General features: G+C 75.4%; 6 protein-coding genes. 5 read left to right on the plus strand and 1 reads right to left on the minus strand.

Going from position 1 to position 13,683, the window contains the following annotated elements:
* Positions 1–21: 21 nt before the first annotated feature.
* Positions 22–3,039, minus strand: coding sequence for a flippase-like domain-containing protein (locus ACFVFQ_RS24015; protein ID WP_383419397.1), 3,018 nt, complete (start codon positions 3,037–3,039; stop codon positions 22–24).
* A 187-nt stretch (positions 3,040–3,226) separates the two neighbouring features.
* On the opposite strand from ACFVFQ_RS24015, the gene ACFVFQ_RS24020 reads away from it, so the two are divergent.
* The 5 genes from ACFVFQ_RS24020 to nudC all read left to right on the plus strand — a co-directional run bounded on the left by ACFVFQ_RS24020 (position 3,227) and on the right by nudC (position 13,601).
* A complete protein-coding gene (locus ACFVFQ_RS24020) occupies positions 3,227–3,655 on the plus strand; it encodes an MGMT family protein (RefSeq protein ID WP_383419400.1) in 429 nt (142 codons plus the stop codon).
* A gap of 365 nt (positions 3,656–4,020) precedes the next feature.
* Positions 4,021–7,470, plus strand: a complete 3,450-nt coding sequence (locus tag ACFVFQ_RS24025) for an ATP-dependent helicase (protein WP_383419402.1) — start codon at positions 4,021–4,023, stop codon at positions 7,468–7,470.
* Positions 7,471–7,559: 89 nt separating this feature from the next.
* Positions 7,560–11,180, plus strand: coding sequence for a UvrD-helicase domain-containing protein (locus tag ACFVFQ_RS24030; protein WP_383419404.1), 3,621 nt, complete (start codon positions 7,560–7,562; stop codon positions 11,178–11,180).
* 10 nt (positions 11,181–11,190) lie between these two features.
* Positions 11,191–12,591, plus strand: coding sequence for a dipeptidase (locus ACFVFQ_RS24035; protein ID WP_383419406.1), 1,401 nt, complete (start codon positions 11,191–11,193; stop codon positions 12,589–12,591).
* A 74-nt stretch (positions 12,592–12,665) separates the two neighbouring features.
* Complete coding sequence (gene nudC / locus ACFVFQ_RS24040; RefSeq protein WP_383419408.1) at positions 12,666–13,601, plus strand: NAD(+) diphosphatase; 936 nt, start codon at positions 12,666–12,668, stop codon at positions 13,599–13,601.
* The last annotated feature ends 82 nt before the right edge of the window (positions 13,602–13,683 follow it).

Raw genomic sequence — 13,683 nt, forward strand, 5'->3', positions numbered from 1 at the left:
CGGAACCACCGGCTCCGTCCCTCAGATCTCGCCCCGGCGGGACAGGAAGGTGAAGGCGATCCACCCTGGCAGCACCGGCAGCCAGAAGGTCATCAGGCGGAACAGCAGGACCGCGGGCAGGGCCGTGTCGGCGGCCAGCCCCGAGACCGTCAGCGCGCCCCACAGTGCACCCTCAACGGCGCCCACCCCGCCCGGCGTCGGGGCCGCCGAGCCCAGCGCGTTGCCGGCGAGGAAGGCGACCGCGATGGTCGCGTAGCTGAGCTGATCGCCGCCGAACGCCCGGATCGAGGCGTCCAGGCACATCACGTTCGCCGCCGTCAGCAGCAGCATCCCGCTGATGCCGGTGACCAGCTTCCGCGGCCGCTGGAGGATGTCGAGCATCCGCGGCACCACGCCCGCGAACAGCGACCGCACCCGCGTGACCACGAACTTCCGCAGCACCGGGACGGCCGTGACGATCAGCACCAGCACGGCGACCGTCAACAGGCCGGCGATGACCGTACGGGACGGCGAGATGTCCTGGGTCTGCTCGGTGCCGGTCAGATAGCCGAACGCCAGCAGCAGCATGATGTGGCTGCCCAGCCCGAACAGCTGGGAGGCGCCGACGCTGGCCACCGCCAACCCCGGGCGCACGCCGGCCCGTTGGAGGAAGCGGGTGTTCAGCGCCACTCCGCCGATCGCCGCGGGCGCCACCAGCTTCACGAAGTTGCCGGCGATCTGCGCGATGACCGTCTTGACGAACGGCACCTTTTCCGTGACGAACCCCAACAGGCTCATGGCGGCCGCGGGGTAGGTCAGCGCGGAGAAGACCATCGCGACCAGGACCCACACCCACCGGGCCTTGCTGATCACGTCGTTCAGGTCGAAGTTGCTCAGCTGGGACAACAACAGATAGGCGGCGAACGCCCCGGCGATCCAGCTGACCAGGATGCGCGGACTGAGCCGTTCCAGTTTCGCCGGCTCGATGACCGCGGTCGGTCGCATCAGCAGCACCTGGCGGCGGATCTGGGCCAGCAGGTCCTCCTCCCTGACCTCCTCCGACGCCTCCTCCAGGGCCCGCTTCTCGGCGTTCTTCTCCGCGTTTCGCTCGGCCCGCAGCGCCTTGCGGTCCTTGGGGGCCTCGGCGGCGCGGGCCTCCCGGGCCTCCTTCGCGGCCTGTGAGGCGGCCAGCACCGCCTCCCGCTCCCGTTTGGCCCGCTCCCGGGCCCGCTGGCGCAGGGTGGCGCGGGTGGTGCGGCTGAGCGCGATCGGCTGGAGCAGCGGCAGGCTGTCGGCCACCGCGTCCGGGCCGAGCACCTCGACGGCCGCGGCGACCGCCCGCTCGGCACCGACCCGCAGTCCGCAGGTGGCCAGCAGCTGGGCGATGTCCATCCGCAGCACCAGATCGCCGGCGGCGATCTCCCCGCCGCGCAGGTCGGTGAGCACGATATTGCCGGAACGATCCACCAGCAGCGCGTCCCCGACCAGCCGCCGGTGCGCGATCCGCCGCGACTGGAGCGCGGCCACCTGGCGCCAGGCGCTGTGCATCAGCTCGTCGGTGATCTCCTCGTCCGCGAGCTGGTCGAAGCGGCGGCCCTCGATGTGCTCGTAGACCAGCATCACCGCGTCCGGGCCCAGCTCGGAGGTGGCGATCAGCTTGGGCGCATTGGCCCCGGCCGCGATCGCCGCGTACGCCAGCAGCGCCTCCTGCTCCAGCGCCTGGCGCAGCGACTGGAGGCTGCGGCGCTGGTTGATCCCGCGCAGCGACAGCCGCCGCCACACCCGGTAGAAGAAGCCCTGCGCCTGCTGCTCGCGGTCGACGACGGTGACGTCGATCGGTGCGCCGTCCTCCAGGGCGACGAGGTAGCGCCGGCCCCGGTCGGCGTGGTCGGGGCTGCCGTCCTCCGCGCGCATCGCGCTGACCGGCCGGAAGCCGACCCGTCGCAGACCGGCCAGGAGGTTCTGGCCCGTGGGGCGGACGTTGGGGGAGCCGACGGCGTAGAGGGTGCCGAACGCGACGGTCCAGCCGATGAGGATGGTGACCACGATCGCGAACGGGGTGGTGTACCGCCCGATGAGCACCGCGAACGCGTCCAGCAACAGGACGCACCACATCGCCACCCGCCAACGGGGCCGCCGGGACATCCCCACCGCCGTCATATAGGCGATCACCGGCGCCAGGTAGCTGTGCACCGGCGCGGAGAGCGACCCGTTGGCCAGCGGCTGGGTGAGCGCGCTGCGGATCGAGGCGGGGGCGGCCTCGGCCACCCACAGGTCGGTGGCGAGCGACACCCCGTGCGCCAGCACGGCGGCCAGCACGCCGTCCGCGATCCGCAGCCCGTCCCGTTTGATCAGGCGCTCCACGGCGTAGGCCACCGGCACGATCAGCACCAGGACGCTGGAGGCCAGCCCCGCGAGGTTGATCAGCAGCGGCGGCGCCGCCCCGGCGCCCTGCCCGATGTCGTTCTTCAGGCCCTGGGTGGTGCCGTGCGCGAACGTCGCCAGCGCCAGCACCAGCGCGATCCCGGCGATGCCGAGGAGCAGCCGGAGCAGGTCGGCGGGGCGGTGCACCCGGGCGGGCAGCAGCGGCTCGTCCACCGCGAGCCGGTCGACGTGGAACTCGCCGCTGTCCTCGGTGCCGCTCTCCGCGCGGTGCGCGCCTATACGGGGCGGCGGCCCGCCCCGGGGGGTGTCGTCCGCGGCCTTGTGGTGCTCGGACCGCTCGTCCGGCTGTGCGGCGCCCTGGTCCCTGTCCTCCGTCCGCCGGCCGGGCTCGTGCCGCTCGGGTGGCTCGGGCGCCGTGGGCCGTCCTGGCCTCGCGGACGCCTCGGGTCGTTCGGCCTTCTCGATCGTGCTCGCCTTTTCGGTAGCGGGAGTCGTCGCCGGCCCCCGTTGCTGCGTCCCCGGGGTCGCCGCCCGCGGCCCCTGCGGCTGCGCGGTCTCTGCGGTCGGTTCCGGAGTGGTGCCGGTGTCGCCGGCGGCCAGCACCTCAGGGGCGCCCGCCTCCCGTGGAGGTGCCGCACCCTGCTGCTCGGCCGTCTCTTCTTGATCTCGTATCACCAGTCACCGTCCGGAAGATGGTGGCACGGCCGTCCGGTCCGGGGAGGCATCAGGGTGCATTTGGGGGCCACGGAAAGCGGAACCGCGGCCACCGCACCGGGGCCCCCGCCGCCCGCCAAGCCTCTCCGGTCGGCGCGGGACCAGGCGTCCAAGCCCATTGTCGGTGCTGTGCGGCAGGATGGGCCGAATGAAGGGGACCGGAGACATGGACAGCGCCGGTGCCGCCGGCGATCGGGCCGCGCCGGAGGCCCTGCCGGACTACGCGGAGCGGGTCCTCGGCGTCGCCGAGGAGATCCCGCCCGGCAGGGTCATGACCTACGGGGACGTCGCGGAGTGGCTCAAGGACGAGGACCATCCCGAAGGCCCGGCACGGGGCGGCCCCCGCCAGGTGGGGCGGGTGATGGCCCTCTACGGCAGCGCGGTGCCCTGGTGGCGGGTGGTCCGCGCGGACGGCGTGCTGCTCCCCGGCCACGAGCTGCGCGCCCTGGCCCACTACCGGGACGAGGGCACGCCCCTCAAGGGGGCCTCGACGGCCACCGAGGGCCACATACCGCGGATCGACATGCGGCGGGCGCGGTGGGACGGCGACGCCGCATCCGAGGACGAGGGGCGCTAGGCCCTGTCGTCAAACTCCCGCCTGTCGTCCGGCGCCCGGCACGCACTCTCGCCGCACCGGGCGACGACCCCAGTACGTCCAGTACAGGGGCCATCGCCCGGCACGCCGAGAGCACGCACCGACCACCGCCCGGCCCGCCCTCCGGGCGAACGACGGGAGTTTGACGACAGGACCTAGGGCCTATCCGCCCCCGCCCCGTCGGATAGTCGCTAGGGCGCTTCTGACGGATCTCCGGGGCCGGCTCCCGACCCGGTACGGTCGATGGGGCCGCCGTCCCGGCCGCGCCCCGGCGCGGGCGTCCGGACGGCTCCGGCGGCACCGTCCGCACCCCGACCAGCACCTCCCTCCCAGGACCGGCGATCAAGTTGAGCTCCTCCCTTCCGGCCGTTCCGCCGGCGCAGCCCCGCGAGGCCGCGCGGCGGGGCGCCCCCGGCGCGTACCGCCTGGTGCGCACCCCGCCGGAGCGGACCGCGCCGCCGACCCTGGACGCCGCCCAGTGCGCCGTGGTGGAGCACCGGCACGGGCCGCTGCTGGTCCTCGCCGGGCCGGGGACGGGCAAGACCACGACGCTGGTGGAGTCGGTGGTGCGCCGCGTTCAGGCGGGGACGGACCCCGAGCGGATCCTCGTCCTCACCTTCAGCCGGAAGGCCGCGGTCGCCCTCCGGGACCGGCTGGCCGCCCGTCTGGCCGACGAGGGGGGCGGGCCGTCCGCCGCCCGCCGGCCCGACGCCCCCCAGGCCACCACCTTCCATTCGTTCTGCTACGCCCTGGTCCGCGCCCACCAGGACGCCGACCTCTTCGCCGACCCGTTGCGGCTGCTGTCCGGCCCCGAGCAGGACCTGGTCGTCCGCGAGCTCCTGGAGGGCCAGGCGGAGTTGGCCGGTGACGGCCGCGCCCGGGTGAGCTGGCCGGACGAGCTGCGGGCCTGCCTGACGACCCGAGGCTTCGCCGACGAGGTCCGCGCGGTGCTGGCCCGCAGCCGCGAACTGGGCCTGGGTCCGGACGCGTTGGGCGATTTCGCCCGCCGCACCGGCCGCCCCGACTGGCAGGCCGCGGCCGCCTTCCTCGCCGAGTACCTCGACGTCCTGGACGCCCAAGGGGTGCTGGACTACGCCGAGTTGGTGCACCGCGCGGTGCTGCTGGCCGAGCTCCCCGAGGTCGCCGCCCAACTGGCCGGCGCCTACGACGCGGTGTACGTGGACGAGTACCAGGACACCGACGCCGCCCAGGTGCGGCTGCTGCGGGCGCTCGCCGGCCACCAGGGCGCGCCGGCCGCCCCCGGTTCCCCGGGCCGCACGCTGCTGGCCTTCGGCGACCCGGACCAGTCGATCTACGCCTTCCGGGGCGCCGACGTCAACGGCATCCTCGACTTCCCGGAGACCTTCCGGCGCGCCGACGGGAGCCGGGCCCCGGTGGCCGTGCTGCGCACCTCCCGGCGCGCCGGCGCCACGCTGCTGGCCGCCACCCGCCTGCTCACCCGCCGGATGCCGCTGACCCGGCTCCCCGTTGACGCGGTCCGCGCGCACCGGGAGCCGGCCCCTGTCCGTGACGGCGGCCGGGTCGAGGTGTTCACCTACCCGACGCCCGGCGCCGAGCTCGACAACATCGCCGATCTGCTGCGCCGCGCCCATCTCGAACAGGGCGTGCCCTGGCGCGAGATGGCCGTTCTGGTGCGCGCCGGGGGGCGCTCGATTCCCGCCGTGCGCCGAGCGCTCACCGCCGCCGGGATCCCCCTCGACATCGACGGCGACGACCTCCCGCTCCGCCACGAGCCGGCCGTCGCGCCGCTGTTGACGGCGCTGCGGGTGGCGGCCGGCGTACCGGGCGGGCCCGCCGCCCCGGTGGACGCGGCACCGGACACCCCGGACACCCCGGAAGCCCCGGACACCCCGGACACCGGGACCGCCGCGCCAGGGCGGACGGCCGCCCCCCGTATCGACATCGACCCCGAGACCGCCATCGACCTGCTGTCCTCCCCGTTGGGCGGGATGGACGCGGCCGATCTGCGGCGGCTGGGCCGGGCGCTGCGCGAGGAGGAGCGGGCCGCCGGCCATCCGGTGCCGCCGCCCTCCGACGAGCTGATCGCCCGCGCGCTGGCCGAGCCCGAGCGCCTGGTGGCCCACGACCCCGGCCACGCCCGCGGCGCCCAGCGGCTCGGTCTGCTGCTGCGTAAGGCCCGGGAGCTGCTCGCCGGCGGCGGGACGGCTGAGGAGGCGCTGTGGGAGCTGTGGGACGGCACCCCCTGGCCGGGCCGGCTGGAGCGGGCCGCCCGGCGCGGCGGGGCCGCCGGACGCAACGCCGACCGCGATCTGGACGCGGTGGTCGCCCTGTTCGAGACCGCGGCCCGCGCCGAGGAGCGCACCGGCGGTCGCGGCGCCCGGAACTTCCTGGAGGAGCTGGCCGCCCAGGACATCGCCGCGGACACCCTCACCCGCCGTACGGTCCGCCCGGACGCGGTCCGCCTGATGACCGCGCACCGCGCCAAGGGCCTGGAATGGCGGCTCGTGGTGGTGGCCGGAGTCCAGGAGGGCCTCTGGCCCGACCTGCGCCGCCGCGGCTCCCTCCTGGAGGCGGACCGGATCGGACGGGACGGCCTGGCCGAACCGCTCACCCCGGGCGCCCTGCTCGCCGAGGAGCGCCGGCTGTTCTACGTGGCCGCGACCCGGGCCCGCGAGCGCCTGGTGGTCACCGCCGTCAAGGCCGCGGCCGAGGACGGCGACCAGCCGTCCCGGTTCCTGACCGAACTCGGCGTCACCCCCCAGGACGTCACCGGCCGCCCCCGCCGCCCGTTGACCGTCGCCGCGCTCGTCGCCGAACTGCGCGCCACCACCGTCGACCCGGACGCCGGTCCCGCGCTGCGCGACGCCGCAGCCAGGCGGCTGGCCCGGCTGGCCGCGTTGCGCGACGACGAGGGCCACCCCCTGGTGCCGGCCGCACACCCGGACAGTTGGTGGGGCCTGGAGGAGCCCACCCACAACTCCGTCCCGTTGCGCGAGCGCGACCGCCCCGTGGTGCTCTCCGGCAGCGCCCTCGACCAACTGGCCAACACCTGCGCCCTCCAGTGGTTCCTGGGGCGCGAGGTGAAGGCCGACGCCCCGGCCACCGCCGCCCAGGGCTTCGGCAACGTCGTCCACGTCCTCGCCGACGAGGTCGCCTCCGGGCGCACCCCCGCCGACCTGACCGTCCTGATGGCGCGCCTGGACTCCGTCTGGGACGCGCTCGCCTTCGACGCCCCCTGGAAGTCCCGCCAGGAGAAGGACCAGGCCCGCGCCGCCCTGGAGCGCTTCCTGCGCTGGCACGTCATGGAACGCGAGAGCCTCGGCCGGGACACCGTCGCCACCGAGCACGGCTTCGACGTCACCCTTGCCGCCGGCGCCTACGAGGTGCGCATCCGCGGCAGCATGGACCGCGTCGCACGGGACGCCGAGGGGCGCGCCTACGTCGTCGACTTCAAAACGGGCAAGCAGAAGCCCACCGGCCCCGAGGTCGCCCGCCACCCGCAGCTCGCCGTCTACCAACTCGCGGTCCGCGAGGGCGCCCTCGACGACGCCTTCGACGGACAGCGGCCGGAGGCCGGCGGCGCCGAGCTGGTCCACTTGCGGCTGGGCGCGCCCCGTAAGGAGGGCGGCGAGGCGTTCCCGGCCGTCCAGGCGCAGCCGCCGCCGGAGGGCGACTGGGTCGGCGAACTGCTCGCCACCGCCGCCGGCCGCGTCCTGGAGGAGCGCTTCACGCCGACCACCGGCGCGCACTGCACCCACTGCGCCTTCCGGGCCTCCTGCAGCGCGCGCCCCGAGGGCCGGCAGATCGTCGAGTGAGCCGCCGCACACCCGCCGTCGTACCGCGCTGACCTGCGCCGATACCGGCCGAGGCGGGACTGTCAGTGGCGGCCGTTACGGTGTCCGATGTGTCAGCTCACCTCACCGACCCCGAGCAGCTCAAGGAGCTGCTGGGCATCCCGTTCACCCCGGAGCAGACGGCCTGCATCACGGCGCCGCCCGCCCCGCAGGTCATCGTGGCCGGGGCCGGTTCGGGCAAGACCACGGTGATGGCCGCGCGGGTGGTGTGGCTGGTCGGCACCGGCCAGGTCGCCCCCGAGCAGGTCCTCGGGCTGACGTTCACCAACAAGGCGGCCGGCGAGCTGGCCGAGCGGGTCCGCGCGGCCCTCCTGGCGGCCGGCGTCACCGACCCCGACCCCCTCCCGGGCGCGGCCGCCGGCGCCGAGCCCCCCGGGGAGCCGCGGATCTCCACGTACCACGCCTTCGCCGGCCAGCTCCTGAAGGACCACGGCCTGCGCATCGGCCTGGAGCCCAGCGCCCGCCTGCTCGCCGACGCCACCCGCTTCCAGCTCGCCGCCCGCACCCTGCGCGCCGCCCCCGGCCCGTATCCCTCGCTCACCACCTCGCTGCCCACCCTCGTGGAGGACCTCCTCGCCCTCGACGGCGAGCTGTCCGAGCACCTGGTGGACCCGTCCGCCCTGCACGCCCACGACACCGCGCTGCTCGCCGAGTTGGCGCACGCCAAGCTCGGCAACGCCGATCTGCGCAAGGTCCCCGAGGCCGCCCGCGGCCGGCTGGAGCTGCTCGACCTCGTCGGCGCCTACCGCCGCGAGAAGCGCCGCCGCGACCTGCTGGACTTCGGCGACCAGATCGCCCTCGCGGCGACGCTGGCCACCACCCGCCCGGAGGTCGGCGCGCTGCTGCGCGAGGAGTTCCGCGTCGTCCTCCTCGACGAGTACCAGGACACCTCCGTCGCCCAACGGCTGCTGCTCGCCGGCCTGTTCGGCGCCGGCGCCGGCCCCGCCACCGGGCACGCGGTCACCGCCGTCGGCGACCCCTGCCAGGCCATCTACGGCTGGCGCGGCGCCTCCGTCGCCAATCTGGACGACTTCCCCGCCCACTTCCCGTTCGCCGACGGCACCCCGGCCCGCCGCTTCGCGCTCAGCGAGAACCGCCGCAGCGGCGGCCGCCTCCTGGACCTCGCCAACGGCCTGGCCGCCCCGCTGCGCGCGATGCACGCCGGTGTCGAGGCGCTGCGCCCGGCCCCCGGCGCCGAGCGGGACGGCCAGGTCCGCTGCGCCCTGCTGCCCACCCACGCCGAGGAGCTCAGCTGGCTCGCGGACTCCCTCGCCCACCTGGTCCGCACCGGCACCCCGCCCGGCGGGATCGCGGTGCTGTGCCGCTCCGCCGCCGACTTCGCGCAGATCCAGGGCGAGTTGGTGGCCCGGGACGTCCCGGTGGAGGTGGTCGGCCTCTCCGGGCTGCTCCACCTCCCCGAGATCGCCGACCTGGTCGCGGTCTGCGAGGTCCTCCAGGACCCGACGGCCAACGCCTCCCTGGTCCGGCTGCTGATCGGCCCCCGCTGGCGGATCGGCCCGCGCGACCTGGCCCTGCTGGGCCGCCGGGCGCGCGCCCTGGCCCGCCCCGGTGCCCCCGCCGACGACGACCCGGAGCGCCGCCTGGCCGCGGCCGTCGAGGGTGTCGACCCGGCCGAGACGGTCTCCCTCGCCGATGCGCTGGACACCTTCCTGGAGGCCGGCGGCCCGGACGACGGCCTGCCGTTCTCTCCACAGGCCCGGGTCCGCTTCGCCCGGCTGGCCGCCGAACTCCGCGATCTGCGGCGCTCGTTGGCCGACCCGCTGATGGACGTGCTGCACCGGATCCTGGCCGTCACCGGCCTGGAGGTCGAGCTGTCCGCCTCGCCGCACGCCCTGGCCGCCCGCCGCCGGGAGACCCTGGGCACCTTCCTGGACCTCGCGGCCGGCTTCGCCGCCAAGGAGGGCGGCGCGGCCCTCGACGGTGAGGCCACGCTGCTCGCCTTCCTGGGCTTCCTGCGCACCGCCGTCCAGTTCGAGAAGGGCCTGGACAGCTCGCTCCCGGGCGGCGAGAACACCGTCAAGGTGCTCACCGCCCACAAGTCCAAGGGCCTGGAGTGGTGCGTCGTCGCGGTGCCCGGCCTGGTGACCAAGCAGTTCCCCAGCGAGCAGGCCCGCGAGTCGTGGACCGGCCGCGCCAAGGTGCTGCCGCACCCGCTCCGCGGCGACGCCGCGACCCTGCCCGAGGTGGGGGAGTGGAGCGCCCGCGGCATGAAGGACTTCAAGGAGGCGATGCGGCACCACCAGGAGACCGAGGAACTCCGCCTCGGCTACGTCACGTTCACCCGCCCCCGCTCCCTGCTGATCGGCTCCGGCCACTGGTGGGGCCCGAGCCAGAAGCGCCCGCGCGGCCCGTCCGCCTTCCTCACGGCGCTGCGCGAGCACTGCGAGGCCGGCCACGGCGAGATCGAGGTCTGGGCCGACCCACCCGAGGAGGGCGCCGAGAATCCCGCCCTCGCCGAGGCCGCCGCCGACCGCCCCTGGCCGCTGCCCCTGGACGAGGCCGCCACCGCCCGCCGCCGCGCGGCCGCCGCCACCGTCCGCGCCCACCTCGCCCGCCAGGCCCCCCAGACCGCCCCGGCACCCCCGGCCCCCGGATACGACCCGGAGTGGCCGCCGCCCCCGGACGACGAGGAGTGGCCGGCCGCCTACGAGGACGCCCCGTTCCCGCCGCCCCCGGAGGACGACCCGTACGGGGAGCCCCCGTACGAGGACGAGTTCCCGTACGAGGACGCGCCCCCGTACGGGGAGGACACCCCGGCTGCCGAGCCGTCCGCCGACGCCCCGCGCCCCCGCCTCGTCGCCCAGCGCTCCGCCGAGCCCGACCCGGCCGCTCTGGAGGGCGCCGCCGACGGCACCGCGGGCACCGGCGCTGCCGACGGCACCGCCGGCCAGGAGGACATCCCCCCGCTGCTCCCCGAGGAGCGCCGCCTCGCGGCGTCCTGGGACCGCGATCTGACGGCGCTGGCCGCCGAGTTGCGCAGTTCCCGCACCCGGGTCCGCGATGTCCCGCTCCCGGCCTCGCTCACCGCCACCCAGCTCCTCCAGGTCGCCGCCGACCCGGACGGCTTCGCCCGCGAGCTGGCCCGCCCGATGCCGCGCGCCCCGCAGCGCGCCGCCCGCCGCGGCACCCGCTTCCACGCCTGGGTCCAGTCCCGTTTCGAGGAGCTGCCGTTGCCGCTGCTCGGCCCGGACGAGCTCCCGGGCGCCGAGCCCGGCGAGGAGCCGGAGATCGCCGACGAGCAGGACCTCCAGGCGCTCAAGGAGGCGTTCGCCCGCAGCCCGTACGCCCGGCGGGCCCCGTTCCGGGTGGAGGTCCCGTTCCGGATAACGCTCGCCGGAAGGGTGATCCGCGGCCGGATCGACGCGGTCTACAAGGAGCTGGGTCCGGATGGCGACCGCTTCGAGATCGTCGACTGGAAGACCGGCCGGAACCACCCCTCGGGCGCCGGCGGCGCCGACCCCCTCCAGCTCGCCGTCTACCGCCTGGCCTGGGCCGAGCGGTACGGCCTGGCCCCGTCCGAGGTCGGCGCCGCGTTCCTCTTCGTCCGCACCGGCGAAGTGGTCAGACCGGCCCGCCTACCAGGCCGGGAGGGGCTGGAGCGGATCTTGCGGGGCGAGACCGCCGGCCGGTATCCCCCAGAAGGCCGATAGGCTCGGGCGTATGAGCACCACCCCGGACAACGCCGTCCGCGCGTACATCGCCGGCCACCGCGACGCCTTCCTCGACGACCTCGCCCAGTGGCTGCGCATCCCCTCGGTTTCCGCCGACCCCGAGCGCGCCGCCGACGTGCGCCGCAGCGCCGAGTGGCTCGCCGCCAAGCTGACCGAGACCGGCTTCCCGGTGACCGAGGTCTGGGAGACCGGGGGACTGCCCGCGGTCTTCGCCGAGTGGCCCGCCGGGGACCCGTCCGCCCCCACCGTGCTCGTCTACGGCCACCACGACGTGCAGCCCGCCGCCCGCGAGGACGGCTGGCACACCGACCCCTTCGAGCCGGAGACCGTCGACGGGAAGCTGTACGCCCGCGGCGCCGCCGACGACAAGGGGCAGGTGTTCTTCCACACCCTGGGCGTCCGCGCGCACCTGGCCGCGACCGGCCGCACCGCCCCCGCGGTCAACCTCAAGCTGCTCATCGAGGGCGAGGAGGAGTCCGGCTCGCCGCACTTCCCGGCCCTGGTCAAGCAGCACGCCGACCGCCTGGCCTGCGACGCGGTGATCGTCTCCGACACCGGGATGTGGTCCAAGGACACCCCCACCGTCTGCACCGGCATGCGCGGGCTGACGGACTGTCAGATCGACCTGTACGGCCCCGACCAGGACATCCACTCCGGCTCGTTCGGCGGCGCGGTGCCCAACCCGGCCACCGAGGCGGCCCGGCTCGCCGCCGCCCTCCACGACGCCGACCGCAGGGTCGCCGTCCCCGGCTTCTACGACGGCGTGATCGAGCTCACCGACCGCGAGCGGGAGCTCTTCGCCGAGCTGCCCTTCGACGAGGAGGGCTGGCTGCGCACCGCGCACTCGCACGCCACCCTCGGCGAGGCCGGCGCCACCACCCTGGAGCGCATCTGGGCCCGCCCCACCGCCGAGGTCAACGGCATCGCCGGCGGCTACCAGGGCCCCGGCGGCAAGACCATCGTCCCGTCCTCGGCCCAGTTGAAGCTCTCGTTCCGGCTGGTCGCCGGCCAGGACACGGACGCCGTCCAGCAGGCCGTCCGCGCCTGGGTCGCCGAGCGGCTCCCGGCCGGCATCCGCCACGAGATCACCTTCTGGGGCGCCACCCGGCCCTGCCTCACCCCGCTCGACCACCCCGCGCTCCAATCCGTGGTGCGCGCCATGGGCCGGGCCTTCGAGACGGAGATCCGCTTCACCCGTGAGGGCGGTTCCGGCCCGGCCGCCGACCTCCAGGACGTGCTCGGCGTCCCGGTCCTGTTCCTGGGCATCTCGGTGCCCTCCGACGGCTGGCACGCGCCGAACGAGAAGGTCGAGCTCGACCTGCTGATGAAGGGCGTCGAGACCGCCGCCCACCTCTGGGGCGACCTGGCGGACGCCTGGCGCCCGTCCTGACCCGCGCCCACCGCCGTACCGCTCCGCGTCGCACGCAGCAATCACCCACGCCATAGGGGGAGTTGGAAACAGCAGTGACCACCTGGACCGACCGCACGGCCGACCGGCCGATCACCTTCAGCGCGCCGAGCGGCATCGACCGCAGTGCCCACCACCGTCTGGACGAGGCATGGCTGGCGGCGGCCTGGAGCCACCCGACGACGCGCGTCTTCGTCGTGTCCGGGGGGCAGGCGCTGATCGACGACACCCCGGACGGCCGCACCGAACTGATCATGACGCCGTCCTTCGAGGCGCCGCTGACCGAGGCCCACCGCTACTACCTCGGCACCGACGAGGACGGGGTCAGCTACTTCGCGCTCCAGAAGGACGCGCTGCCCGGCCGCCTCGACCAGTCCGCGCGCGCCGCGGGACTGCGCGAGGCCGGGATGCTGCTCTCCCCGCGGGACGCCGGCCTGCTGGTGCACGCCGTGGCGCTGGAGAACTGGCAGCGGATGCACCGCTTCTGCTCCCGCTGCGGCGAGCGGACGGTCATCGCGGCGGCCGGCCACATCCGCCGCTGCCCGGCCTGCGGCGCCGAGCACTACCCGCGCACCGACCCGGCCGTGATCATGCTCGTCACCGACGACCAGGACCGCGCCCTGCTCGGCCGCCAGGTCCACTGGCCCGAGGGCCGCTTCTCCACGCTCGCCGGCTTCGTCGAGCCGGGCGAGTCCATCGAGCAGTCGGTCGCCCGCGAGGTCTACGAGGAGGCCGGGGTCGTCGTCGGCGACGTCGAGTACGTCGCCAGCCAGCCCTGGCCCTTCCCCTCCAGCCTGATGCTGGGCTTCATGGCGCGCGCCACCTCCTCCCAGATCCAGGTGGACGGCGAGGAGATCGAGGAGGCCCGGTGGTTCTCCCGCGACGATCTGGCCGCCGCCTTCGCCTCCGGTGAGGTCCTTGCGCCCTACGGCATCTCCATCGCCGCGCGGCTGATCGAGAAGTGGTACGGCAAGCCGCTGCCCAGGCCCTGAGTGTCCGCGGCCCGGGCCGCAGGCACGATGGGGCCGCCGACCGGCTCCCTCACCGGACCGGTCGGCGGCCCCGCCATGGTGG

It is taken from the genome of Streptomyces sp. NPDC057743 (genome assembly GCF_042798755.1).
Taxonomy (GTDB): Bacteria; Actinomycetota; Actinomycetes; order Streptomycetales; family Streptomycetaceae; genus Streptomyces.